This is a genomic window from Acinetobacter sp. 2JN-4, from assembly GCF_003687745.1.
Classification (GTDB): Bacteria; Pseudomonadota; Gammaproteobacteria; order Pseudomonadales; family Moraxellaceae; genus Acinetobacter; species Acinetobacter halotolerans.
The window spans coordinates 535,412-560,869 of record NZ_RDNY01000001.1; the positions used below are offsets into that span (position 1 = coordinate 535,412).

21 protein-coding genes, 1 pseudogene and 1 riboswitch are annotated in these 25,458 nt (G+C 41.1%); of the genes and pseudogenes, 11 read left to right on the forward strand and 11 right to left on the reverse strand.

Annotation, left to right across the window (positions count from 1 at the left end; genetic code table 11):
• Positions 1-44: 44 nt before the first annotated feature.
• Positions 45-2,774: a preprotein translocase subunit SecA gene (secA, locus tag EAH57_RS02620; protein WP_121928709.1), complete on the reverse strand. Its 2,730-nt coding sequence runs from the start codon at positions 2,772-2,774 to the stop codon at positions 45-47.
• Between the two features lie 340 nt (positions 2,775-3,114).
• Between secA and EAH57_RS02625 the strand changes: the two genes are divergently transcribed.
• Both EAH57_RS02625 and EAH57_RS02630 read left to right on the forward strand, forming a co-directional pair.
• Positions 3,115-3,750, forward strand: a complete 636-nt coding sequence (locus tag EAH57_RS02625; RefSeq protein ID WP_121928710.1) for a peroxiredoxin — start codon at positions 3,115-3,117, stop codon at positions 3,748-3,750.
• Positions 3,751-3,760: 10 nt separating this feature from the next.
• Positions 3,761-4,090, forward strand: a pseudogene (locus EAH57_RS02630) (dual specificity protein phosphatase family protein); the annotation flags it as partial.
• Positions 4,091-4,109: 19 nt separating this feature from the next.
• On the opposite strand, the gene EAH57_RS02635 reads toward EAH57_RS02630, so the two are convergent.
• Genes EAH57_RS02635 through trpA form a run of 4 tightly spaced genes read right to left on the reverse strand, consistent with a single transcriptional unit; the run spans position 4,110 to position 8,126 of the window.
• Entirely contained in the window at positions 4,110-5,150 is a 1,041-nt protein-coding gene (locus tag EAH57_RS02635) for an SPOR domain-containing protein (RefSeq protein WP_121928711.1), read from the reverse strand.
• Positions 5,141-6,427, reverse strand: a complete 1,287-nt coding sequence (gene folC, locus EAH57_RS02640) for a bifunctional tetrahydrofolate synthase/dihydrofolate synthase (RefSeq protein WP_121928712.1) — start codon at positions 6,425-6,427, stop codon at positions 5,141-5,143. The genes EAH57_RS02635 and folC overlap by 10 nt, the downstream gene beginning before the upstream one ends.
• Entirely contained in the window at positions 6,424-7,326 is a 903-nt protein-coding gene (accD, locus tag EAH57_RS02645; RefSeq protein ID WP_005195349.1) for an acetyl-CoA carboxylase, carboxyltransferase subunit beta, read from the reverse strand. Before accD ends, folC begins: the two co-directional genes overlap by 4 nt.
• Entirely contained in the window at positions 7,323-8,126 is an 804-nt protein-coding gene (trpA, locus tag EAH57_RS02650; protein WP_121928713.1) for a tryptophan synthase subunit alpha, read from the reverse strand. The genes accD and trpA overlap by 4 nt, the downstream gene beginning before the upstream one ends.
• A gap of 272 nt (positions 8,127-8,398) precedes the next feature.
• Between trpA and EAH57_RS02655 the strand changes: the two genes are divergently transcribed.
• Entirely contained in the window at positions 8,399-9,730 is a 1,332-nt protein-coding gene (locus EAH57_RS02655; protein WP_121928714.1) for a Na+/H+ antiporter NhaC family protein, read from the forward strand.
• 36 nt (positions 9,731-9,766) lie between these two features.
• Here the strand turns inward: EAH57_RS02655 and EAH57_RS02660 are convergent, their stop codons facing one another.
• Positions 9,767-10,789: an AraC family transcriptional regulator gene (locus EAH57_RS02660; protein WP_121928715.1), complete on the reverse strand. Its 1,023-nt coding sequence runs from the start codon at positions 10,787-10,789 to the stop codon at positions 9,767-9,769.
• A 114-nt stretch (positions 10,790-10,903) separates the two neighbouring features.
• On the opposite strand from EAH57_RS02660, the gene EAH57_RS02665 reads away from it, so the two are divergent.
• A complete protein-coding gene (locus EAH57_RS02665) occupies positions 10,904-11,779 on the forward strand; it encodes a metal-dependent hydrolase (RefSeq protein WP_121928716.1) in 876 nt (291 codons plus the stop codon).
• Between the two features lie 55 nt (positions 11,780-11,834).
• On the opposite strand, the gene EAH57_RS02670 is transcribed toward EAH57_RS02665, so the two are convergent.
• Complete coding sequence (locus tag EAH57_RS02670) at positions 11,835-12,830, reverse strand: DUF2804 domain-containing protein (protein ID WP_121928717.1); 996 nt, start codon at positions 12,828-12,830, stop codon at positions 11,835-11,837.
• 207 nt (positions 12,831-13,037) lie between these two features.
• Here EAH57_RS02670 and EAH57_RS02675 point away from each other — a divergent pair, with 207 nt between their 5' ends.
• Entirely contained in the window at positions 13,038-14,813 is a 1,776-nt protein-coding gene (locus EAH57_RS02675) for a bifunctional metallophosphatase/5'-nucleotidase (protein WP_121928718.1), read from the forward strand.
• Positions 14,814-14,877: 64 nt separating this feature from the next.
• Here EAH57_RS02675 and trpB read toward each other — a convergent pair whose 3' ends face one another.
• Both trpB and EAH57_RS02685 read right to left on the reverse strand, forming a co-directional pair.
• The gene (gene trpB, locus EAH57_RS02680) at positions 14,878-16,122 is read right to left on the reverse strand and encodes a tryptophan synthase subunit beta (RefSeq protein ID WP_121928719.1); all 1,245 of its coding nucleotides are present in this window, start codon (positions 16,120-16,122) and stop codon (positions 14,878-14,880) included.
• A complete protein-coding gene (locus EAH57_RS02685) occupies positions 16,103-16,762 on the reverse strand; it encodes a phosphoribosylanthranilate isomerase (protein WP_121928720.1) in 660 nt (219 codons plus the stop codon). Before EAH57_RS02685 ends, trpB begins: the two co-directional genes overlap by 20 nt.
• A 118-nt stretch (positions 16,763-16,880) precedes the next feature.
• A riboswitch (cobalamin riboswitch) is annotated at positions 16,881-17,094 on the forward strand.
• 36 nt (positions 17,095-17,130) lie between these two features.
• Between EAH57_RS02685 and EAH57_RS02690 the strand changes: the two genes are divergently transcribed.
• From EAH57_RS02690 to EAH57_RS02700, 3 genes are all read left to right on the forward strand, one after another.
• Positions 17,131-19,014: a TonB-dependent receptor plug domain-containing protein gene (locus EAH57_RS02690; RefSeq protein WP_121928721.1), complete on the forward strand. Its 1,884-nt coding sequence runs from the start codon at positions 17,131-17,133 to the stop codon at positions 19,012-19,014.
• A 91-nt stretch (positions 19,015-19,105) separates the two neighbouring features.
• Entirely contained in the window at positions 19,106-19,693 is a 588-nt protein-coding gene (locus tag EAH57_RS02695) for a cob(I)yrinic acid a,c-diamide adenosyltransferase (RefSeq protein WP_121928722.1), read from the forward strand.
• A 21-nt stretch (positions 19,694-19,714) separates the two neighbouring features.
• Positions 19,715-20,434: a glycerophosphodiester phosphodiesterase gene (locus EAH57_RS02700; protein WP_121928723.1), complete on the forward strand. Its 720-nt coding sequence runs from the start codon at positions 19,715-19,717 to the stop codon at positions 20,432-20,434.
• Between the two features lie 30 nt (positions 20,435-20,464).
• Here EAH57_RS02700 and EAH57_RS02705 read toward each other — a convergent pair whose 3' ends face one another.
• Positions 20,465-20,992 carry an META domain-containing protein gene (locus tag EAH57_RS02705; RefSeq protein WP_121928724.1) on the reverse strand — a complete coding sequence of 176 codons (528 nt, stop codon included), beginning with the start codon at positions 20,990-20,992 and terminating at the stop codon, positions 20,465-20,467.
• 211 nt (positions 20,993-21,203) lie between these two features.
• Here EAH57_RS02705 and EAH57_RS02710 point away from each other — a divergent pair, with 211 nt between their 5' ends.
• From EAH57_RS02710 to EAH57_RS02720, 3 genes are all read left to right on the forward strand, one after another.
• Entirely contained in the window at positions 21,204-22,373 is a 1,170-nt protein-coding gene (locus EAH57_RS02710) for an acyl-CoA desaturase (RefSeq protein ID WP_004669543.1), read from the forward strand.
• 150 nt (positions 22,374-22,523) lie between these two features.
• Complete coding sequence (locus tag EAH57_RS02715; protein WP_121928725.1) at positions 22,524-23,966, forward strand: protein adenylyltransferase SelO; 1,443 nt, start codon at positions 22,524-22,526, stop codon at positions 23,964-23,966.
• 80 nt (positions 23,967-24,046) lie between these two features.
• Positions 24,047-24,643 carry a L,D-transpeptidase family protein gene (locus EAH57_RS02720; protein WP_121928726.1) on the forward strand — a complete coding sequence of 199 codons (597 nt, stop codon included), beginning with the start codon at positions 24,047-24,049 and terminating at the stop codon, positions 24,641-24,643.
• Positions 24,644-24,751: 108 nt separating this feature from the next.
• Here the strand turns inward: EAH57_RS02720 and EAH57_RS02725 are convergent, their stop codons facing one another.
• Positions 24,752-25,438 carry a response regulator gene (locus tag EAH57_RS02725; protein WP_121928727.1) on the reverse strand — a complete coding sequence of 229 codons (687 nt, stop codon included), beginning with the start codon at positions 25,436-25,438 and terminating at the stop codon, positions 24,752-24,754.
• Between the last annotated feature and the right edge of the window lie 20 nt (positions 25,439-25,458).

A 25,458-nucleotide genomic window follows, 5' to 3' on the forward strand; every position in this document is an offset into this window, starting at 1 on the left:
AGTCTATGCTCTGCTTTTCTATCATGACCCAATAAAACCTAAGCTTAGATTTTACCGTGACACTGCTTGTATTTTAAACCAGAACCACAAGGACAAGGTGCATTGCGACTCTCAGGCACTGGGAATACTGCATTTTGCTGTTCTGTTTCTTCAGAAGCAGTCACTTCACCCGTTAAACCATCGACCTCATCATGCTCAAAAGAAAGACGCATCGATTCAGCTTGACGTTGCTGCTGTGCTTCCATTTCTGCAAGTTCTTCAGCCGTCGGAACATGTACACGAGATAGATCAGTCACCACATCAGATTTGATCACACCCAACATATTTACGAACAAATTAAATGCTTCTTTTTTATATTCTTGCTCAGGATTTTTTTGCGCATAACCACGTAAATGAATCCCTTGACGCAAGTAATCCATCGCAGCCAAATGCTCTTTCCAGTGGCGATCAAGTGAATTCAACATAAAGTGACGCTCCAGCATAACTGCTGACTCTGCACCCATTTGCTCGCGACGCTGAAGATAGCGGTTCACAATTTCATCAGAAATACGCGCAACCAAACCTTCTTCATCTAAACGACGATCTTGGTCTAACCACTGTTGCACTGGCAATTCAACGCCCAAATCGGTACGTAAAGCAGTTTCTAAGCCTTCAACATCCCACTGATCATGTACCGATTCTGGTGGAATAAAGTTTGCAATCACACCCTTAATCACATCTCGGTGCATTTCTTCAATGTAGTCTTGTAAAGTGCTTTCAGTGAGGACTTCATCACGCTGAGCATAAATAATCTTACGTTGCTCATTATTGACATCATCGTACTTCAATAGATTCTTACGAATATCAAAGTTACGTGCTTCAACTTTACGCTGCGCATTTTCGATCGAACGACTGACCATCTTGTGTTCAATTGCTTCATTTTCTTGTAAGCCCATCGCACGCATCATCGCGACAACACGATCACCCGCGAAGATACGCATCAAGTCATCTTCAAGTGATAAATAGAAACGAGATACACCTGGGTCACCTTGACGACCAGCACGACCACGCAACTGGTTATCAATACGACGAGACTCATGACGCTCAGAACCAATGATATGCAAACCACCAGAACTTAGAACATCCTCATGGTCTTTTTCCCATTGCGCTTGTAAACGTGTTTCATCTTCCGCTGTTGGATTTTCAATTTTCGCCAGTTTTGCTTTCCAGTTACCACCTAGCAAAATATCAGTACCACGACCTGCCATGTTAGTTGCGATCGTGACTGCATTTGGGCTACCTGCTTGGGCAATAATATCGGCTTCGCGCTCATGTTGTTTTGCATTCAAAACTTCATGCTGGATACCTGCCTGTAATAACTTAGAAGATAAGATTTCACTGGCTTCAATCGTTGCTGTACCGATCAGAATCGGTGCAACACCCTGCTGACGAATATTGGCAATTTCTTCAATAATGGCACTATATTTGCCATTACGATTTAAATAAATTAAGTCATTATGATCTTTACGCACCATCGGACGATGCGTTGGAATAATGATCACGTCCAAACCATAAATCTCTTTCATTTCTGCTGCTTCTGTATCAGCAGTACCGGTCATACCTGAAAGTTTTTTATAGAGACGGAAATAGTTCTGGAATGTCGTTGTAGCAAGGGTTTGATTCTCAGGTTGAATTTCCATACCTTCTTTGGCTTCAACCGCTTGATGCAGACCTTCTGACCAACGGCGACCAGGCATGGTACGACCTGTGCTTTCATCCACAATAATGACTTCTTCTTTTTGAGTCTGTGGATTTACACCGATGATATAGTGCACATTCTTTTGATACAGATAATGCGCACGAATCGCAGCCGTAACATGATGAACCAAGTTCAAATTGGTTGCTGAATATAAACTCTCGCCTTCAGCCAATAAACCCATACGAATCAGTTCATCTTCAACTGTTTCATAACCGATTTCAGTCATTTCAACTGAACGTTGTTTTTCATCAACCCAAAAGTGCCCACCGTCAGCCACTTTTTCTTCTTTCTGTGGGCGTAATGTTGGTGGAATACTATTGATTAGTTGGTAAAGATGCGATGAATCTTCACTTTGCCCAGAAATAATCAATGGTGTACGTGCTTCATCGATCAGGATGGAGTCAACTTCATCGATAATTGCATAGCTTAAACCACGTTGTTTTTTCTCTTGTAGGGAAAAAACCATGTTGTCACGCAAATAGTCAAAACCAAATTCGTTGTTGGTTCCGTAAGTAATATCGGCGATATAGGCTTGTGCTTTTTCATCTGGCATTTGCATTGAATAAATCACGCCAATGCTTAAACCTAAAAACTCAAATAATGGGCGGTTAAGCTCAGCATCACGTTGTGCCAAGTAATCATTTACAGTGATCACATGCACGCCTTGTCCACTCAACGTATTGAGGTAACATGCCAAAGTACCCATGAGGGTTTTACCTTCACCTGTACGCATCTCAGCAATTTTACCTTCGTGCAAGGTAATACCACCAATCAGCTGCACATCATAATGACGCATGCCCATGACACGCTTTGCAGCTTCACGGCAGACCGCAAATGCTTCAGGCAATAATTGATCTAAACTTTCACCGTCTTTATAACGTTGTTTGAATTCTTGAGTTTTTGCAGATAGGTCTGCATCGTTAAGAACAGATACCGTCGGTTCGAGCGCGTTAATTCGTTCGACGATTTTACGCATACGTTTGAGCTCACGCTCATTTTTAGTACCGAAGATACCTCCGATCAGACTTGCCAACATGAAGAACTCTCTAATCCTGTTTGTTTAAGTTTAAATAGGTAATTTTTTCTTAGCTGTTATTATGGAGTCAGAAATAAGAACTACAAGGGCTTTACATCCAAACAGGTAAAAAAATCTGCCCTACGATTCTGACATCACACAACCAAAGAGCGTTAATGTAGCAAATTTGCATTTAAGTTACACCGATTTAAATGTGAATTCCTGATCAAATTTTTAACTCCCTACTTATTCAATATCCAAAAAAAACATAACTATATGAAAAAACAATCATTTTATTTATAAAATCGATGCTGCATATTAAATAAACATTGAGCACCTATAGTATGGATGGAGAATTGAAATGACACTACGTTTAGGCGATATTGCCCCAAATTTCCAGCAACAATCAAGCGATGGAACAGTTGATTTTTATGAGTTTTTAGCTGACAGTTGGGGGATTTTATTTTCACACCCAGCAGATTTCACCCCCGTTTGCACCACTGAACTTGGCTTTACCGCCAAACTTAAAGATGAATTTGCAAAACGTGGAGTCAAAGCGATTGCGCTTTCTGTGGATGATGTTGAATCTCATCAAAGCTGGATTCAAGACATTAATGAAACCCAAAATACAACTGTGAACTTCCCGATTATTGCAGATAAAGATCGTAAAGTTTCTGAGCTTTATGGGTTTATTCACCCCAATGCCAGTGAAACACTGACAGTACGCTCGTTGGTCATCATTGACCCAAATAAAAAAGTGCGTTTGATTATTACCTATCCTGCCTCTACAGGTCGGAACTTCAATGAGGTGTTACGTGTGGTCGACTCATTACAGTTGACGGACAAACATAAGGTCGCAACGCCTGCAAATTGGCAACAAGGCGAAGATGTCGTCATTATTCCATCACTTAAAGATGAAGAAGAAATTAAACAACGTTTTCCTCAAGGCTATACGGCAATAAAACCGTATTTACGATTAACCCCTCAGCCTGAGTGAGGATAACTTGGGAACGCTTATTTCCAATACTCATAATTTTTATCAAATTAGCCCAGATGTATTTCGTAGCAATCAATCGTAATGACCTCTTGCGCGCCATTCAAACAGCAAAACAACACAATTAAAAAGTCTTAGTACATTGCTATCATGGTTCTGACCGTACAGGCGCTACGATCGCAATGTATCGTATTGTCTTTGAAAACTGGTCAATTGACGAAGCAAAGCAAGAAATGAAGCAAGGGGCTACGGCTACCATGCCATTTGGAAGAACATTGATCATTTGCTTAGTCCTGAAAATGTAAAATGGATTCAACAGCAACTGAAGAATCCATTAACTTAGCACTTAGTAAGTGTTTGATTTAGCGCTGTTCGAGTGGCACCCAGTCAATCACCCAAGCTGATTTCATATTTAAACTTTCATCTGCCGCAATTTTCTTACGCGCGGCATCAGCTGTTTCTCTATCCTTGGACGGACCAACCATGATACGGATCCCTTTAGAGGTAGGGCTAGTTGTAACTTTATAGCCTTTCGCTCTTAACTTGGATACCACTGCATCCGCGTTGGCTTGGTTTGCAGCCAATGCCACTTGTACCATCCAGTTCTTGTCGCCATTTTCCAAAAGTTCGCGTGCCTTTTCAGCATCTGCTTTCTTCTTCGCAGCTTCTTCAGCTTTACGTTTCTCTTCAGCAGCTTTTTTCTCTGCTTCAGCTTTACGTTTTTCTTCGGCAGCTTTCTTATCTGCTTCCGCTTTACGCTTATCTTCAACAGCTTTTTTATCTGCTTCAGCTTTACGTTTATCTTCAGCAGCTTTCTTGTCTGCTTCGGCTTTACGTTTCTCTTCAGCAGCTTTTTTGTCTGCTTCGGCTTTACGTTTATCTTCAGCGGCTTTCTTCTCTGCTTCCGCTTTACGCTTCTCTTCTAACTTACGCTTTTCTTCCGCAAGTCGTTGTGCTTTGACTTTGTCATCTTCAATCAACTCTGGTGGAATATTATCAGAGCTTTCTTGCGCAGCATTTCGATGGGCATTAATTGCAGCATATTCCTCTGCTGCCTTACGTGCAGCAGCAGCTTCTGCTTCTTGTTGCATCTTTAAAAAATCAGCGGCAAGTGCTTCTTGTTCAGCAACCGCTTTTTCACGCGCTTGGCGCTGCTCTTCAAGCAAACGTTTTTCAGTTTCAATATCAACAGCCATGGGTTGCAATGACACCATTTCACTATCTTGAGCAGGCTGTGCAAGTTTTGGTTTAGACCCAGTTTGAGCACTTGGGTGTTCAATCTGAGTTTGTGTCTTGTCTTGTTCTATTTCTTCATTACCTTTGAGAAGTAATGCTGCCAATAAAACACCACCTCCAAGTAAAACAACGCCGCCCATCCAGCGTTGTTTGTTATTCATTGACATTGTTCTAAATACTCCCAGACCGCTTCTAAGGTATGAAACGAACCACAGACTAAAATCAGCTGATTGTTATTACATTTGTTCAGCGCAGTTTCAAAAGCTTGTTGGATACTGCCAAACTCATGTACCTGTTGACCGTGCAATGCATCATGTAACTGTTGCACTGGTGCGGCTCTAGGCACATCTAAATTAGCAATAAACCAATTTTTTACTGTTGTTTTTAGTAAATCAGTGACCGATGCAATGTCTTTATCTGCCAACATTGAAAATACCGCAACAACTTCTGTGTACTGTTTATTGTATTTTAGGAATTTTCGCAACTGCTTCAATAAAAATTCAACGCCATGCGGATTGTGGCCTGCATCAAAAACAACCGTTTTACCTTGAATCTGACGTATTTCAAAACGTCCCTGCAAAGCTGCTTGTTGGATTCCTTGTGCTATTGCTGTTTGGGATATTTCGATACCACTCAGGAGCACAGCAGCGACAGCCGTAGAAATATTATCAAGCGCTAACTGCCCGACTGGGAGCTGCAATGTCGTTCCTGATGATGCAAATGACCATGTTTGACCATCATCATTGAGTTGATAAAAATAATCTTGATTTAAAACAGACAAGTGAGCTTGAGTCTCAGTCACTTTATCTTGCACTGCTTGGGGCAGTTGTTGTTGTCCTGCAAAAATAACGGGGATATTTGGGCGAATAATACCTGCTTTCTCAAACGCAATCTTTTCGATGCTATCACCAAGCCAGTCAGTATGATCTAAGCCAATATTGGTAATAACAGCAATGTCTGGATCGATGACATTGACCACATCAAGCCGCCCGCCCAAACCCACTTCGAGCACCCAAACATCACAGTGTTGCTGTTTAAAAATAACGAAAGCAGCCAAAGTGGTTGCTTCAAAGAAAGAGAGTGATAAACCACATTCACGGCGAGCTTGATCGACCAAAACAAAAGCATCAATCAAAGTTTGATCATCGACTTCCATGCCAGCCAACTTCACGCGCTCGTTGAAACGATAAATATGCGGTGACTGATAGAGACCGACTTTATAGCCTTGCGCATTTAAAATAGCGGCTAAAGTGGTTGTGGTTGAACCTTTACCATTGGTACCCGCGACCGTAAATACTTTCGCATCAGGTTGCATAACACCTAATCTTTCAGCGACAGGAATGACGCGTTCTAGGCCTAAATCAATGCCTGTAACATGAACATGGCTCCAATAATCGAGCCATGTTGTTAATGTATCTTTTGAATGTGGGTCGTGCGGTTTCAAGGTAAATTCATCAGCTTTGCAACAAGTCGATATACAGTATCACGTAACGCATGACGGTGAACAATCTGATCGATTACCCCATGATCAAGCAAATATTCTGCGCGTTGGAAAGGTTCTTCCAGTTTTTCACGCACCGTTTGCTCAATCACACGTTTACCCGCAAAACCAATCATGGCCTTAGGCTCAGCAATATGTACATCACCCAGCATGGCCAATGATGCAGTTACGCCACCGTAAACAGGATGCGTCAATACCACCACATAAGGTACACGTGCTTCTTTCATTTTTTGAATCACAGCCGAGGTACGTGCCATTTGCATGAGGGACAACATCCCTTCTTGCATACGTGCACCGCCCGAAGCAGCAAAACAAATCATAGGTTGATGCAGTTCAATCGCGCGTTCAGCCGCTTGTACAAAGCGATCACCCACAACTGTACCCATTGAACCGCCCATGAAGTCAAATTCAAAAGCACAAGCAATTAAATCTAAACCTTTAAGAGAACCTTGCATGACCACGAGTGCTTCTGTCTCACCCGTTTTATCTTGTGCTTCACGCATACGATCTGGATAAGGTTTAGTATCTACAAACTTCAATGGATCTTTAGCACTGAACTCTTGACCTAACTCAGTGTTGACTTGATCAAAAAACCAATTCAAACGATCACGCGCACGCATGCGTAAGTGTTCATCGCATTGTGGGCAAACATAAGCATTGAATGACATCGCAGTACGAGTAACCAGTGCATGACACTCAGGACACTCAATCGTCGGCTCAGTAAACGTCGCTTTGAATATCTGTTGTTGATCCGCGACCTGAATCCCAGGAACTTCACGCTCCGTCCAAGGGGTTGCAGGATGCAATACTTTCCCTGTTATGATTTCTACGTCTTGACTCATACTAACTCATCGAGCGCAGCTCGAAGCTCCTTCACTTTATTCACCGTCTGTTGCACAGCTTCATCGGCTGGCAATGTTGCAAAAGATTTAACGAAAGCACTGCCTACAATCACAGCGTCGGCAACTTGTCCCATGGCTTTTGCAGACGCTGCATCACTAATCCCAAAACCAACACCGACTGGCACATTAGTTTTAGATTTAATTTTTGCAATCCGCGCTGCTGCTTCTGAGGTATCTAATGTCGCTGCACCAGTCACACCTTTGAGTGACACATAGTAAACAAAGCCACTGGCTTGATTGACCACATGTTGAATACGCTGATCGGTCGAAGTTGGTGCAAGCAAGAAGATTTGATCCATCTCATTTTGTTTTAAGATGTCTCCCAACTGCTGTGATTCTTCTGGTGGCAAATCCACGAGAAGAACACCATCAACACCACAGTCTTTCGCATAAGCCGCAAACTTTTCATAACCAATCACTTCAACAGGGTTTAGATAACCCATTAAAACAACAGGTGTCGTTTGGTCTTGTCGACGAAATTCTTTGACCATATTCAACGCATCTAAGGTATTTGTTCCACCAGCCAAAGCACGCTCAGCGGCTAAGGCAATCACTGGACCATCTGCCATTGGATCTGAAAATGGTAGACCCAGTTCAATGACATCAACGCCCGCTTCAACCATTTGGTGAAGTAATGGAACGGTTACCTGTGGATGCGGATCACCTGCCATCACATAAGAAACAAGCGCTTTACGTTGCTGAGATTTAAGCTGTTCAAAACGAGTGGCAAGACGTGACATAGGATTATGCTTTCCTTGATTTATGTTGAGGAGTTGTTTGTAGTCGTACAAAAAACACTGCATTGTAACGCTATTTTTTGTACATTGAACAGCGTTTGAGATGATTGCAGTGTTGATTATTGCCACCAACAACAGCCCTGATACATTTATCTATATTTTGGATTTTTTCTCAATGATCAAAGCTTCCTAATTTTAGCCCAATCGCACTACATTTTAGAAATTGGCCAAGCTCCTTTATACTATGCGCAATTTTTGAATGTTCTTTTGATTTTATGTCTTCCCACTCTCAGGAAAAAGTGCACAGTAATGCGCTTGCGTTGCTACCTCTATTGGTATTTTTGATCATCTTTCTAGGGAGTGGTATTTATCATTCAATGATTGGGACAGAATTTGCCTTTTATCAAATCAAAGCCCCTGTCGCTGCAGTTCCAGCAGTGATTCTTGCACTACTCCTCTACAAACAAAAACTCAATACTGCTATTGAAGATTTCCTACAGGGCGCAAGTCATCCTAACCTGATTTTGATGTTTATGGTGTTTATGTTGGCGGGCGCATTTGCCAGTGTTTCCAATACCATTGGTAGTGTCGATGCTACGGTCCAACTAGGGCTTTCATTGATTTCAGCAGAGTATGTTTTACCCATGCTGTTTATCATATCCGCGTTTATTGCAACAGCAATGGGAACGTCAATGGGTACGATTGCAGCCTGTGCCCCGATTGCATTTGGCTTTTCTCAAGCAACCGATATTGCTCCGATTTATGCCATTGGTGCCGTGGTAGGTGGTGCAATGTTTGGCGATAACTTATCGATGATTTCAGACACGACTATTGCCGCAACACGCAGCCAAAATGTTGAATTAAGAGATAAATTCAGCGTCAATATCTGGATTGCTTTGCCTGCAGCATTGATCAGCTTGATCGTTTATGTTGCATTGAGCCAGCATGCCGAGGAGATTCAATCAAAGCCGTATGATTTATGGTTAATTCTGCCCTATCTAGCCGTTTTCTTCCTCGCATTTAGTCGCTTACATGTACTTGCTGTTTTAATGATTGGTGTGGTTTTATCTGGGGTTATGGGGCTTATGGAAAAGCCAGAATTCAACCTGCTGCAATTGAATAATTCAATTTATAACGGTTTTGTGGGCATGTTTGAGGTGGCATTACTTTCCATGCTCCTTGGCGGACTGTCAGCGTTGATGCAAAAAGAAGGCGGTTTACAATGGTTAATCCAACGAATCTACGCCATTACTCGCTTATTTAAATTTGGGAGACAACGTGCAGGTGAATTAGGCATTAGTTTCCTTGTGGTCTTCTCAAATTTATTCGTTGCCAACAACACTGTTGCGATTATTTTATCGGGGGATATGGCACGTGAGGTCGCCAAAGAATACGGGGTTGATCCGAAGCGTAGTGCCGCTTTACTTGATATTTTTTCTTGTGTAACCCAAGGGATTATCCCCTATGGCGCACAATTACTTCTTGCCTGCTCGATAGCCAAACTTTCGCCTATAGAATTGATTGGACATATCTACTATTGCTGGATTTTAGCTATCGTTGCGATACTGGCAATTGTATTTAATTATCCACGCTTAAGAACATCTTAAAAATTCATATGAGTCTCTTTAGTTTTGTTCTGAAAACTAAAGAGACTTTAAAAACTGCTTTGGTGTAAAACCTGTCCAACGCTTAAACGCCCGTCCAAATGCGCTTTGATCCGCATAATTTAAACGTTCTGCAATCTCAGAAAATGACTTGCCTTGCTGCAAATAAAGCTTACTTTGCTCCAACCGATATTGATCTAAAATATCCTGAAAATTCAATTGATAGGCTTTAAGCTGGCGCTGCAAAGTCCGTTCGGAACAATGCAACCGCTTGGCGACATAACGTTGCAAAACTTCTTCTTGCTGCAATAAACCTTGCTCAATATAACTTTGAATTTTCTGTTTAAATTGTTGTTGCTGTATTTCAACGGAACTGATGCTATTCAAGGATTGCTGTGCTTGACTCGATAAAACCTGATTGAGCTGTTGATCTGCTGCAATACTCTTGGCTTTTAAAATCTGATGAGGAAAACGAATAGCGTATTGTCCAGTATGAACTTGTATTGAACATCCATAAAACTTTTCAAAATGATATAACGCAGTATGCGGCGCATAACCAAATTGAATCATTTGTGGTGGAATGAGCGTATCTTGTGCAATTGATTCGGCAATTTTAAAAATCAGCGCCAAGTTCAATTCATACATCTCACGATAATCAGGATACGAGGCATTCCACACTATTTGAATATAATCTGAAAATTGTTGTACATCGAGTTGTTCTAAGTTGGTCTGTTTAAAAATCAGAGAATAATAACGCTGTAATAACTGTAACGCTTGCTGTAGGTCTAAGCTGGTTGAAGCCAAATACCCCATTAAACCGAGATCTTGTAAATTGGCATGTTCAGCTAAAACAAGCGTAATTGGTCGGGTAAAATAAGGTTGAGCAGCGCGTAACAGTACGACATAACGCTCGACATCAAACTCTTGTTCATCTGGGTTTTCTAAACAAGCAGCAAAATCCTGCCAAAGCTCAGGTGCAACAACTTTATACAAATCAATGTGTTCTTGTTGCAAAACACGATTTAATAATCGTAAGTATCCAATAATTATTTTAACTGACATGCGCCAATCTCATCCTAATCTGTCGCTATTTGTATAAAACTTGGCTGTAACTGTCAAAACATTTCATCGAACTTTCCCCATACTGAGTACATTAAAAGAAAAGGAAGAGCACCGATGAATGCACATGTATCCTATCAGGTTGATCCAATCGTAAGAACGAACTTAGACTTCCACTTAAATGAAGCACCTCGTTTTTGGTTTGGAGGCGATCCGTTCCGTACCCGTATGTTTGACGCCTTGAGCCTCACATTTCCTGATGGTGAGCGCTATTTCATTGAATGTGTCCGCTTATTTCGTGACAAAATCAATGATCCTGAATTGCAGGAACGCGTCACGGACTTCATTCGTCAAGAAGCTCAACATGGGATTGCGCATGACAAAATGAACCAAGTCATGAAACAACAAGGTATGCCTGTTGATCAATTCACCCATCGTTTAAAGAAAATATTTAAATTTGAATTGAAGAATCGTTCCCCACAATACAATATTGCTATGACTGCAGCAGCAGAACATCTAACTGCACTGATGGCGGATACTTTCTATAGCCAAAAAGAAACCTTAGCGGATGCAGATCCTTTTGTTCGTGCCCTGTTTGCTTGGCATGCTATTGAAGAAATGGAACATCGTGATGTCGCATTTGATGTAATGCAACAAGTCGGCGAAGTGCCTGAGTTTACCCGTAAATCTGCATTAGTGATTACGACGGTGTTAATGTTTGGATTTACCCTTTACCGTACCGACGTGATGCTAAAATGTGATGGTTTTAATTTAAGACAACGTTTTGATATGGCGCGTAAAGGTTTGCCTTGGTTCTTTGGGCGCAACGGTATTTTGATGGCAAAAAGAGCACAATATAGCGACTGGTTTAAAAAAGACTTCCATCCAAATCAACACCCAATTATTCGTCAATACGATGTTTGGATTGATACTTTAGCCAAAACCAATGACCCAATTGCAGCTGGTGAAGCTTTTTGGCAAGCAGCAATATAAAATCCCATTAGAGCCTCCCTTTTTTTAAAGGGAGGTTTGGAAGATTTATAAATAATCACCACTTTGCATAATGCTGTTCCAATAAACCATACTGATCACTCAACACCAGTAATTCACCATTTTCTTGCTCAATCGTGCCACTCACTTTGGCTTGCCATTGATTAAACTGACTTCCGATTAAACGTAAATTGATATTTTCAAAACGACACCACCCTGTTTGCACCAACAAGTTTAATCGGGCATCCAAAGAGCGAATTGACCAACACTTTTCATTCTGCTGTTCAAATAAAACATCCGTGAGTGGATATAAACGACCATCGACCCACAAGGCATTTTCATTGCCAAAGCTTTCATTCACACCCGATGCAAGGTTAAGTCCAATACGACGATCTTGTTCATCACGGAACTGACAAGACAACCAGAACCAAGCCGTTTCAGGGCGTAAAAAACCACAGGTATCATCTAATGATGCAAGACTTTGTGCATTAAATTTTATCTGTTGCTGTTTTGGACTTATAAAATAGCCTTCAACCGCTAAGGTGGTTTGCTTTTGCGTATACGTCCAACCATTGATCCCAGTTGGACTACATAAACTCAGTGCATCAGTTCCCGCACAAAAGATACGCGCTTTAAGCTGAACTTCACCATGTCTGGTGATTTGGATATAACGCACACCATTGGCGTGTTTCATGTTAAAACAATAGCCTGATTTTTTAAAATAGCTTTGACTAAATAGCGGTTGTTCATCCAGCTTGGTTTTATAACCAAAAGGTTGAATAGCATTGCATTCAATCACTTGTTCAGCTTGATGATCATAGATATAAAAGAAAGCATGTCCAGCCCACGATAAATCAACGATTGCAACGCCGATACTGTAGTGCTCATGCTGTATACCGCAAAACTTGAATTTCTTATATTTTAATTGTTTACGCCAGCCTTTAAGTATCTGACCATACGGCGTTTTATAGATATAGTCATCGAGGTTAATTCCAGAGGGTACCTGATCAAAACGCCCATAGCGTGGCTGACCATTGGCTTGTATCAAATCCATGATTTTTGATTCCGTGACCGCATGAGAGCATCCTGTCTATCATAGCCGCTAATTCATAATATTTACTCAAAACCGTTCACAATTTTTGAGCACATTTCAACTTCACTCGATCTTTATTTCATTCACATTAAAGTTCAATATTTCATCAAATATTCATACATAAGTTTTATCTTTAAAAACAATCTTATACCACTTGATCAAAAAATCATGAAGACGCGTACTCTTTTTAAAGTAAATGCATTGTGTGTAATGCTGTTGGCGCTAACCGCCTGTAATGATAGTGATGATAATCAAGCACCCAAAACCGAAAGAAAAAATCAAAGTATCAATATTCTTGCCTTTAATGACTTTCATGGCAATTTAGAACCACCTAAACGCTTTATTGAAGCAGATGATCCACATGACCATAGTAAAACGGTACAGATACCTGTTGGTGGTGTCAGCTACTTTGCCGATGCAATCAAAAAATTACGGGCACAATATCCCAATAATGCTGTGGTCTCGGCTGGTGACTTAATTAGTGCTTCCCCATTAATCTCATCGTTATTCTTAGATGAACCGACCATTGAAGTAATGAATGATATTCAAATCGATTTTAATGCGGTGGGAAATCATGAGTTTGATCGTGGAACCGATGAACTTCGTCGTTTACAAAATGGTGGCTGTCAGCAATACACCAGTACTAAGCCATGTCAAATCAATCCAAACTTCACTGGGGCAAAGTTTAACTTTCTCGCTGCCAATGTTTCCATGAAGGCCGATCCAAATAAGACGCTTTTTCCTGCCTATAAAGTCAAAACTTATGGTGGCATCCCTGTTGCGTTTGTTGGGCTTACTTTAGAGGCAACTCCGAGCATCGTTTCTGCTGCTGGCATTACCGATGTCAACTTTCATGATGAAGCAGATACCGTCAATGCATTGATTCCTGAGTTAAAGAAACAAGGGATTGAAGCGATTGTGGTGGTGGTGCATGAAGGCGTTGCGCCAAGTACCAAATTCAATAAGAAAACCTGTGATGGGTTGAGTGGCCCATTAATCGATGTATTGGAACGCTTAGATCCTGCGGTTGATGTTGTGGTATCGGGTCATACGCATCAATCTTATATCTGTGACTATGCAACCCAAAATCCACAAAAACCGTTCTTACTCACATCTGCAGGACAATACGGCACAGCCATTACCAATATCCAACTCGAACTAGATGAAAAAACAGGTGATGTGATCAAGAAAGACGCGACCCAAGTTCCCGTGCAAAGCGAAAGCTATACCTCTGGGACGACCACGGTCAGCTTAACGGATCTATACCAAAAGTTTAGTAAAACACCAAGTATCGAAGCGATATTAGATAAATACCGTCCAGCCGTTGCGACAATTTCCGGGCGTGTAGTTGGATCAGCAAGCACTGTTATTGATCGTAATCGTACTGAAAGTGGCGAAACCGCGCTGGGTAATTTGATTGCGGATGCTCAACAAGCGGCGGCACTTGCAACCAGCAATCAAGGTTCGGATTTTACATTGATGAATGCGGGTGGTGTGCGCGCAGACTTATTGATTAATAGTAGTAATCAAATTACCTTCGGTGATGTATTCAGCGTACAACCGTTTGGTAATTCGTTAGTCACGCTGAGTCTCACAGGCAAACAAATTCGTGAGCTATTAGAACAACAATGGTCTGGTGCCAATGCGGCAACCACTCGGATATTACAGCCGTCAAAAGAATTCAGCTATTCGTATAAACAAGATGCCACAGTATCTCCTCGCGCCAGCAATATCATGATTGGAGGACAAGCTTTGGTCGATACTCAAGTCTATCGCGTTACTGTGAATAGTTTTATTGCCGATGGTGGTGATAACTTCACTGTTTTAAAACAAGGGAAGAACCCAATCGGTGGCGGACAAGATATTGATGTTTTAGAGAAATACGTGACTCAAAACTCACCGCTTAGTGCACCTGCGACAAATCGTATCAAGCTGATTCCATAATAGGTTTTAGACAATAAAAAAACAGGGAAGCATTTACTTCCCTGTTTTTTTATTCCGCTGAGATTTACATCTCAACCATTTCCACACCATCAATACGAGCAACAGTCATCAAGTCTTTATCACCGCGACCTGAAACAGTGGCAATAATGATTTGATCTTTAGACATCGTTGGCGCAAGTTTGGTGACATAGGCCATGGCATGAGCGCTTTCAAGCGCAGGAATAATCCCTTCGATCTTGGTTAAATCACGGAAACCTTGTAACGCTTCTTCATCATTGATCGGCACATATTCAACACGGTGCATATCTTTTAAGAAACTATGTTCTGGTCCTACACCTGGATAATCAAGACCTGCTGAAATACTATGTGTCTCAATAATCTGACCTTGTTCGTCCGACATCAAGTAGGTACGGTTGCCATGTAATACACCCACATGACCTGCATTCAATGGTGCAGAATGCTTGCCTGTTTCAATGCCATAACCTGCAGCTTCAACACCGTACATTTTCACATCTTGATCATTCAAGAATGGATAGAACAAGCCCATTGCATTTGAACCGCCACCAACACAAGCCACCAAAGCATCAGGTAAACGCCCTGCTTGCTCTTGGATTTGACGGCGCGCTTCACGACCAATAATCGACTGGAAATCACGAACTAGCTGCGGATATGGATGTGGACCAGCCACAGTACCAATCACGTAATAAGTGCTATCCACATTGGTGACCCAGTCACGCATCGCCTCGTTCATAGCATCTTTCAATGTTTTTGAACCGCTTTGCACAGGCACAACCTTCGCACCAAGTAAACGCATGCGGTATACATTCATCGCTTGACGTTTAACGTCTTCCGCACCCATGAATACCACACATTCGAGACCTAAACGCGCTGCAATCGTTGCCGTCGCAACGCCATGCTGACCAGCACCTGTTTCTGCAATGATACGTTTTTTACCTGATAGTTTTGCCAATAAAGCCTGACCAATGGTGTTATTGACCTTGTGTGAACCTGTGTGATTTAAGTCTTCACGTTTCAAGTAAATCTGCGCACCGCCGAGCTGCTGCGACCATCGCTCTGCATGATAAAGTGGGCTAGGGCGACCAACATAGAACGCAAGATCACGGTCAAATTCTGCCAAAAACTGTGCATCATTTTTCATACGACCATAAAGATTTTCTAAATCTTCAAGTGCAGCCATCAGCGTCTCTGACACAAAACGTCCACCATGAATACCAAAATGCCCTCGAGCATCTGGAAACTGGGTATAGTCAATTGTCTGATTTTTTTGACTAAGATTTTGCTGATCCACGTTGGACTCCTTGCATAAATTTTTCAATGAGTTGTTGGTCTTTTATACCTTTTGCGGACTCTACGCCTCCGCTGACATCCACAGCAAAAGCAGCTGTAGTATCAATAGCTTCACTCACATTTTCAGGGGTTAGTCCGCCTGCCAAAATTAGTGGAATATCAAGTTGTGGAAATTGATTCCAATCAAAGCTGTGCCCTGTTCCACCCTTTAACTCAGGATGCCATGCATCTAATAAGACTGCACTAGCACCCGCAGCTTGATAACGTTGAATTTCGGTCACAACATCGATATCTGGTTTTACCTGAATCGCTTTATACCAACGACGCTTGCAGTGTTGAGCAATCTGTTGGCATTGTTCAGGTGTTTCATCACCATGTAGTTGTAATACATCCAAAGGAACTGAATCAAGCACCGTTTGTATTTCTGCGGGGCTTGCATTCACAAACAAGCCCACCAATTGCACATACGGCGGAACGAGCACTGCTAATGATTGAGCTTGTTCAATGCTGACATGACGTGGACTCGGTGGGAAAAATACCAAACCGATCGCATCCGCACCAGCTTGCACAACAGCATGAATATCTTGTGCTCGGGTAATTCCACAAATCTTGGCGCGAGTTCGCAGTTGGATTTGGTGCATGTCATGTCCAATTTTAAATGAATACTTTTAAACCATCGTATTGTAATGCAATTTGACCTTCATAGGGCAAAGTTCATTCCGAAATGCGATTGTTTAAAAAACGTTAACACTTTATACTTTGATAAATTTTGCAACAAGTCTAAAGCAATTTCTTTTGCTTATAGGGAAGTTGGTGTAAGTCCAACACTGCCCTCGCAACGGTAACACCGTATTATTAATCTCAGCTCTACGCCAAATCACTGCATCTGAATGATGTGGGAAGATGATTAATAGCATCATTATTGTGATGATATAGTGAAGTCCGGAGACCTGCTTGTTGTTATCTTCTACGCAAACATTCACGAAGGGTGAATGTATGGAGCAACATCATGTCTACTACTTTTCAACCGACTCGTTTAGTTGGTGCTATCGCTATTGCGATGGGGTTTTCCTCTCCTGCCTTTGCTCAAAATCAATCTAGTGAAAAAACAGCCTCACTTGATACCATCGTTGTAACAGCATCTCGTACTGAAGAAAAGTTAAAGAATGTTCCTGCACGTCTAACTGTGATTGATCAAAAGACGATTGAACAAAATCCTTTATTAAATATCTCTGATGTAATTCAACGTGATCCATCGGTATATATAAAACAAAGCGGTGGTTTAGGACAAATTTCTGAGATTTCACTGCGCGGTGCCAAATCAGTTCATACATTGGTCCTTAAAGATGGCGCTCGCTTAAACAGTCAAAATGAACTTGGTCCACTCTATCCTGCATTTTTAGATACAACTGATGTTCAACAAGTTGAAATCTTAAAAGGACCAGCATCTGTACAATATGGCAGTGATGCAATTGGCGGTGTTGTCCAATTAATTTCAAAAAAACCTGAAAAAACTGGGGCAGATTTAACAGGCATTTATGGGGAAAATAATACTTATAAAACGATCGCCAATGCCAATTTAGTGACTGATCAAGGTTTTTATGCACAAGTCGGTGGTCAACGCTTAGAAAGCGATGGCACACGCATTCTAGAAAGCCAAGCTAAAAATGAAAAAGCCAGTTATGACCAAAAGGGCTATCACGCCAAAGTCGGTTTTTATCAAGAAAATACAATAGATGCTTCTGCTTCGATTAGTGAAAATAAGGGAACCAGTATTTTCACTAATAACTATATTAGCAATACAGCACAACGCCAATTTGAGAATCGTGTCATTAATGCAAAGCTTGCCTACAATATTTTGCCTGATTTAATCGTAAATGCACGTTATTCAAATGCGCAAGATAAGCAAAATGTACCCTCTTATGGTTCACGTTATGATACAGAAAATAATGAAGGTGATTTAAACCTAAAATGGAAATTCACCCCAAATCAAAATATCTTAGTTGGTGCAACATATACAGATGCCAATTATCAAACCAATACAATTTTAAAAGGTGATCAGAGTGTTGATAGCACAGGCTATTACCTCCAACATCAATTTAAAAATGAACAATTTGATACGCAATTCGGTGTACGTTTAGAAGACAATGAGCGCTTTGGCGATCATACCGTTGGGCAAGCAGCAATTCGTTATCATTTCCTACCGAATGCAAGTGTCTATGCGAATATTGGAAGTGCATTCCGTGCACCAACACTCAATGAAATGTACTCACAATGGGGAGGAAATATTGATTTAAAACCAGAGGAAAGTACTTCTTATGAAATTGGTGCTGACTATCAATTGAATCAAAATTTACTTGCAAATATTTCACTTTATCAAAATGAAGTTAAGAATTTAATTTCATCTCAATGTATTGCAACCTGTGATGGTGATTGGGTAACAACTTTTCCTGTTTATCAAAACTTAAACGTTGATAAAGCCACATTTAAAGGTGGTGAATTAGGTTTAAAATGGCAACAAGATGATTACTTCATTTCAACCCAATATGCCTATGTAAAAACTGAAAATAAAGAAACAGGGTTAGAAATAGCTTACAGACCAAAAAATACTGTTACCCTAACAACTGGTTTAGAGAACTCTATCTACGGTATCAATATTTCAGCGATTGCTCGTTCAAAATCAAATGCATCAAATACTGCAAATCCTATTAAAGTACCTGGCTATGCGACGATGGATTTCAACGCCTTTTGGAATATTAATCCAAATGTAAAAATCTTTACCAACATTCAAAACCTTTGGGATAATCAGTACCACCAAGTATCTCGATCTGCAACAGATTGGTACATCAATGGCGGTCGCTTAGCTTCAGCGGGTGTCACATTCCGTTATTAATCTTACGATAACATCATAAACATATTTTCTTAACTCCAGTTTCGAGGTAATGTCTTGACCGCATTGCCTCTTTTTTATTTTAGGAAATCCGATGGGACATCGTTTAAGTAAAATCTATACACGTACAGGTGATTCAGGCACAACTGGCTTAGGTGACGGTTCACGTGTTGCCAAAGATGATTTACGTATCACCGCTTTGGGGGATGTCGATGAGCTCAATGCAACGATTGGCGTGCTTCGCGCACAAATTAGCGCGAGTCAAATCGGTGATAAACATCAATGGGACCAAAGCCTGAGCTTGATTCAACATTGGCTCTTTGATTTAGGCGGTGAAGTTTGTATTCCAAACTACCACCTACTTCAACCTGTTTGTATCGAATTTCTAGAAAAAGAAATTGATCACATGAATGAATCTTTACCGATGTTGAAAGAGTTTATTTTACCCTCAGGTACTTTATCGTGTAGCTATGCACACCAAGCGCGTGCAGTATGTCGTCGTGCAGAACGCGCATTAATGTCAGTGCATGCACGTGACCAAAATATTCAAGCAACCGCATTACAATTACTTAATCGTCTATCAGATTGGTTATTTGTCGCTTCTCGTGCGTTACAACGTGCTGAAGGTGGCAGTGAAGTGTTGTGGCAGAAAAATATTAATGACAGTATTGATCAAGAATAACCTTTTAAAGGCAGCACATAAATGCGAATCATCGGTCATCGTGGAGCACGTGGTGAAGCACCAGAAAATACCTTAGGTGGGTTTCATTATCTGCATGGTCTTGGCGTTCGTGCTGTCGAATTTGATGTTCGACAACTTCAAGATGAGCAACTGGTTGTAATTCACGATGACAACTTTATTCGTACCACAGGTCTGTCGCAGCATGTCGAAAGCTGTAGCTTAGCTCAGGCTCAACAATTCGACCATCGCCATCTATGGCAAACTTGGGCTGAACCAGAATACACGCCGAGTTTAGTGCAAGTCATGGCATGCTTAACCGACTTTGAACATATCGAAGTTGAAATCAAAGCCGTTGCAAATGATGCCGCAGCAGAAAAACTGATTATCCAGCTACACCAAGACCTTAAAGGCTTTGAGCAAACGGCAATTATTACCAGTTTTGATGTCAAAATTTTAGCTGCATTACAACAGTTTGAGAGTCATTTTAAACGTGGTTTATTGGTTGAGATTCCAATCGCTGAACATGCAATTGAATTGGCTCAGCAATATGGGTGTCATCAAACAGGTTGGAAAGATCAACTTGCAACAGATGAGATGATTAAACTCTCTCACCAAGCAGATCTAAATGTCAGTGTTTGGACAGTCAACGATATAGAACGAGCTAAATATTTACAGCAGTTAGGGATCCATGGCTTAATTACTGATATTCCAAGCACCATGTTGCAACATTTATCCTTATAGAAATGGTGGAATAAATCCCACCATTTTCCTCTATTTTTTCTTTTGTGCCTGAATCAAACGCTGCCCTTTCGCATCTAGCAAATACAAATGAGTTCCATCAAATTGAAAACGCTGAACACGTTGAATGGCATCTAATAGATCAGCCTCTTGTGCCAATGCTTTATTACAACTCAAATGACCTGCTCTCACATCAAAATCAAGTTTACGCTGAGCAAAATCAAAGGTGTAGCCCCCATACATATTATTGCAACCCGTATGCCCAGAAACACTCTTACTAATTGAGTTCAGCGAAAAACTCGGGTATTGGTTAAAGAACAACGCACGCTTGTTCTGGATCATGGTAATTTGCCAATCAACATCTTGTATTCCATCTATACTCTTACGAACCTGCAAACTCGGTAGTTGGTTACCATGTTTGGGTTGTAAGGTCTTGTTTTGCATTTGAGTTGGTTGACTTTGACAAGCGGCAAGCATCAAAACAGCAGAAAGTATTAAAGTTTTGTGAACATATGCCTTCAAAGCGTAAATGGGATTTTTCACGATAATTTGCTCAGACATTGATTTGTTTCACCTTTTAATAGATAAGCCGATGTGGTAAACGAATTCTGTTACGGTTCTTTCGATACAACTGTAGAATAATACTAGTGCTTATTGATTTGAGCATGTTAATATCAGGACTAAAATAGCAATATATCGTCATGATTGGTCTTGCTATCTCGTTTAGTTTTATTATCTTGTGTGAACAAGGTTATTAGGAGCGCTGACGGATATGAATTCCGCCCCACTCAAAAAAGCACCCATTAACTGGACTGCTAGCATTACCTTAATTGGAACTCCAATTCTTGCTGCTATTTTAATCCCTTTATATGCTTATTATTATGATTTTAGTGTAAGTGCCTGGGTCAGTTTGTTTTTCCTTTTGGCTTTAAGTAGCTTAGGAATTACAGCAGGTTACCACCGTCTTTGGGCACACCGTGCTTATGATGCGGCATTACCACTCAAAATCTTATTGATGATTGGCGGTACTTTTGCAGTTCAGAACAGTATTTTGTTTTGGGCTTCAGGTCACCGTACTCATCATCGTCATGTCGATGATATTGATCAAGACCCGTATTCAATTAAACGCGGCTTTTGGTATGCTCATTTAGGCTGGATGATTCGTGATCACTCACCATCTGAACCTGACTATAAAAACTCACCTGATTTATTGAATGATAAATTGGTGATGTTCCAACATAAATACTATGTCCCACTGGTGATTGCTGTCCATGTTGGTGTCTTAGGTGGTATTGGTTGGGCTGTCGGCGATATTTGGGGCGTGGTTTTACTTGGTGGTTTACTGCGTCTCATCATTAGCCATCATGTTACCTTCTTTATCAACTCACTTTGCCACATGTGGGGCAAACGTCCTTATACCGATGAAAATACTGCACGTGACAATTTTGTCTTGGCTATTTTCACTTGGGGTGAGGGCTATCATAACTATCACCACATTTTCCAATACGATTATCGTAACGGCGTGAAATGGTGGCAGTATGACCCAACAAAATGGTTGATTTGGACCAGTTCTAAACTCGGTTTAGCCAAAAATTTACGTCGTATTCCAAGCTTTAATATCAAAAAAGCTGAGCTTGCAATGCGCTTTAAATATGCTGAACAGGATTTGGCGATTTATGGGCATGACGTCAATACTGACATCGTACAAATGAAACAACGTATTGCTCAAGAATATGAAGCCTTTACCCATACCTTAAATGATTGGGCAAAATTGAAAGAACAAGAGCTTCAAGCGAAAAAAGCAGCGATGGCTGAAAGAATCCATCAAATCGACCACAAGCTGAAAGTCGATTTCCAATTGCTTGAACATCGTTTAAGTCACCATCGTGAATGTTTAGAAACCCTAATGCGCAACATCAAAAAAGCGCCTGTTTCTGAATAACTGACTAAATAATTTCTAAAATGGTCTCTTTATGGGGCCATTTTTTATGCCTAAGTGCATGTACAAGCAGCCCCCCTTACACGGCTTTAATCGCGACTCAAATCAAAATTTGCTATAGTCTTTGCTCTGCCCTTTCAAGATTTCTATCTTATGCATTTTAACCCACGTTATGCGTCTCTCGATTCCAAGCTTTATCATCAGCAACAGCCCACCCCCTTACGTGGTGCGAAAGCAGGACATTTCAATGAAAGCTTAGCTGACGAATTGCAATGGAGTGAAGAAGATAAAGCCAACTGGGTTGAGATTTGTAGTGGGCAAAAAACTTTTTCCGAATTCACCCCATTGGCAATGGTCTATGCAGGTCATCAATTTGGACAGTGGGCTGGGCAGCTTGGAGATGGTCGTGGTTTGTTGATTGGGCAAATTTTAAATCAACAAGGTCAAACCATAGACATACACCTCAAAGGTGCTGGTGCGACCCCCTACTCTCGTATGGGCGATGGTCGCGCGGTACTACGTTCAGTCATTCGTGAGTACTTAGCTGGTCATGCACTCAATGCCTTGGGGATCGCCTCAAGTCATGCGGTTGGTTTTACTACCTCGACCCAAGGGGTTCAACGTGAAACCTTAGAACTAGGGGCAATGTTATTACGCACCTCCGAATGTCATATTCGTTTCGGGCATTTTGAGTGGATCAATCAATACGCACCTGAACTTTTGCCAGAATTCACGCAAAAATGTATCGAATGGCATTATCCAGAATGTTTAAATGCTGAACAGCCAATTTTCGCTTTTGCTCAAGCGGTGATTGATCGAACCGCGCTGATGATTGCCCAATGGCAACTGGTCGGTTTTGCACATGGCGTCATGAATACCGATAATCTAAACATTACTGGTTCAACGCTAGATTTTGGGCCTTATGGCTTTTTAGAACGCTTCCGACCAAACTGGATCAACAACCATTCTGACTATCAAGGACGATATACTTATCAAAACCAACCGAGTATTGGACATTGGAATCTTTGGAAATGGTTAAATACACTGATTCCATTGGCAAAGCCTGAAGATAAGGAACAATTCAAACATGATTTGGCGCAATGTTTAGAACAATATGAACCGACATTTTTACAATATTATGGTCAGGGTTTATGTCAAAAAATGGGACTACCCAATTTTCATAAAGACAGTTTAGATTGTAGTTTTGCTTTCCTCGGAATTTTGCAAACAGAGCAACTGGATTACACCCAAAGTTTTATTCGTTTACAGCAACACGACTACAAAGCTTTAAGAGATGATTGTATTCATGTGCAGCAGTTTGATGACTTCCTCACACGTTATCAAAACATTCGTCAGCATCAAGATACTGTTGAATTGGATCAGGCAATGCAACAAGTAAATCCACATTATGTTTTACGCAATCATATGGCGCAAAAAGCCATCGAACTGGCTGAACGTGGTGATTTTAGCGAAGTTGAACGTCTATTTAAACTGCTCAATCAGCCTTATCAGAAGCAACCTGATTTAGAAACCGACCAAGATATCGCACCATTGCCAAATGATGTGTCTGAGGTTGTAGTGAGTTGTTCATCTTAATTCCGAACAATTTGGGTTCACTTGCGCCACTATCGCGGCTCAAGTGAGCTATTTATTTTATATAAATGAGGTTTGGATTCATGAAAGCTTGGCTGACGCTATGCGTTGTTATACTTATGATCATCATCGGCGTTGCGATTTATCATTATAAACAATATATCCCAAGCTCGATTTCACCACAGCAACCCCCTGTGCCCCAAGCACTTTCGGATGAAGAGATTCAGCAGCTTAAACAAAGCAAGTCAATTACCGAGATCGAAGTCTTTAAAGAAAAACGTCGTCTTCACCTTAAACACCATGATGAGATCGTACGTGATTACCCAATGCGTTTAGGTTTCGATCCAATTGGACATAAACAATTTGAGGGCGATGGAAAAACACCTGAAGGTGAATACCGAATTGATTGGCGCAATCCACAAAGTGCTTTTTATAAATCACTGCATATTTCCTATCCCAACCACGCTGACCTGGCCTATGCACAACAACATGGTCAATCTGCGGGTGGCGATATTATGATTCACGGTACAGTTCCTAAAGATCGAACATTCATCCCTTCTAGCGCAACTTATATGCCGCAAGGCGATTGGACTTTAGGTTGTATCGCTGTACGCAATATTGATATGGATGAAATCTGGCAATTGGTGGATAACAATACCAAAATCAAAATTCATCCATAATATTCTGAATACTCTAGACTAACTGAAGATACAAGCAGCACAAGATCAAGAAAACTATCCACAATTTCTGTGGATAAACTTGTGGTTACCCACAGGATAAACTTTTATTTACTCATCAGGATATTCAAAACGATAGCCCACGCCATACACCGCTTGAATCCATTCATGACGATTTCCTGTTTCGGCAGCATCAGAGATCTTGCGGCGCAGATTCTTAATATGACTATCAATCACACGGTCTGCCACATCAAAACTATCCGGGTTGATGTGATCCAATAACTGCGCCCGTGAATACACCTGACCCAAGTGCTCTAAAAATAGCTCCAATAAACGGAACTCTGTCGGGGTTAAGGTCAACGCTTTTTGTTGATACCAAATCCGTTGCTGTGCTTTATCAATACGGAATAAATCATTTTGCTCAGGCTCGGCTTTACGTTCTAAACGGCGTAAAACTGCTTGAACACGTGCGACCAATTCTTTCGGGCTAAACGGTTTACAGATATAGTCATCTGCCCCCATGTTTAAGCCCAAAACTCGATCAATTTCTTCAGTACGGGCTGTCACCATAATGATGGGCAAATCTGATTGTTCACGTACTTTACGGCAAATGGTCAAACCATCCATCCGTGGCACCATCAAATCTAAAATCATCAAGTTTGGTTTACGCTGTTGAAAATGCGTATAAGCCTCCTGACCATCATGAAACATACTGACTTCAAAACCAGCCGCTTCTAAATAATCACGAACCAACTGCGCCAGTTCCACTTCATCTTCAACCAACATAATATGTTTCATGTCTTCATCCTATTCATTAT

Coding starts and splice junctions, on each gene's coding strand:
- trpA (WP_121928713.1), bottom strand. CDS start 8,126: ATGTCACGTCTTGCCACTCGTTTTGAACAGCTTAAATCTCAGCAACGT.
- EAH57_RS02665 (WP_121928716.1), top strand. CDS start 10,904: ATGAATGCACATGTATCCTATCAGGTTGATCCAATCGTAAGAACGAAC.
- EAH57_RS02705 (WP_121928724.1), bottom strand. CDS start 20,992: ATGTCTGAGCAAATTATCGTGAAAAATCCCATTTACGCTTTGAAGGCA.
- accD (WP_005195349.1), bottom strand. CDS start 7,326: ATGAGTCAAGACGTAGAAATCATAACAGGGAAAGTATTGCATCCTGCA.
- EAH57_RS02635 (WP_121928711.1), bottom strand. CDS start 5,150: ATGTCAATGAATAACAAACAACGCTGGATGGGCGGCGTTGTTTTACTT.
- EAH57_RS02720 (WP_121928726.1), top strand. CDS start 24,047: ATGAAAGCTTGGCTGACGCTATGCGTTGTTATACTTATGATCATCATC.
- secA (WP_121928709.1), bottom strand. CDS start 2,774: ATGTTGGCAAGTCTGATCGGAGGTATCTTCGGTACTAAAAATGAGCGT.
- EAH57_RS02715 (WP_121928725.1), top strand. CDS start 22,524: ATGCATTTTAACCCACGTTATGCGTCTCTCGATTCCAAGCTTTATCAT.
- EAH57_RS02710 (WP_004669543.1), top strand. CDS start 21,204: ATGAATTCCGCCCCACTCAAAAAAGCACCCATTAACTGGACTGCTAGC.
- EAH57_RS02695 (WP_121928722.1), top strand. CDS start 19,106: ATGGGACATCGTTTAAGTAAAATCTATACACGTACAGGTGATTCAGGC.
- EAH57_RS02700 (WP_121928723.1), top strand. CDS start 19,715: ATGCGAATCATCGGTCATCGTGGAGCACGTGGTGAAGCACCAGAAAAT.
- EAH57_RS02655 (WP_121928714.1), top strand. CDS start 8,399: ATGTCTTCCCACTCTCAGGAAAAAGTGCACAGTAATGCGCTTGCGTTG.
- EAH57_RS02690 (WP_121928721.1), top strand. CDS start 17,131: ATGTCTACTACTTTTCAACCGACTCGTTTAGTTGGTGCTATCGCTATT.
- EAH57_RS02660 (WP_121928715.1), bottom strand. CDS start 10,789: ATGTCAGTTAAAATAATTATTGGATACTTACGATTATTAAATCGTGTT.
- EAH57_RS02670 (WP_121928717.1), bottom strand. CDS start 12,830: ATGGATTTGATACAAGCCAATGGTCAGCCACGCTATGGGCGTTTTGAT.
- EAH57_RS02625 (WP_121928710.1), top strand. CDS start 3,115: ATGACACTACGTTTAGGCGATATTGCCCCAAATTTCCAGCAACAATCA.
- EAH57_RS02675 (WP_121928718.1), top strand. CDS start 13,038: ATGAAGACGCGTACTCTTTTTAAAGTAAATGCATTGTGTGTAATGCTG.
- EAH57_RS02725 (WP_121928727.1), bottom strand. CDS start 25,438: ATGAAACATATTATGTTGGTTGAAGATGAAGTGGAACTGGCGCAGTTG.
- EAH57_RS02685 (WP_121928720.1), bottom strand. CDS start 16,762: ATGCACCAAATCCAACTGCGAACTCGCGCCAAGATTTGTGGAATTACC.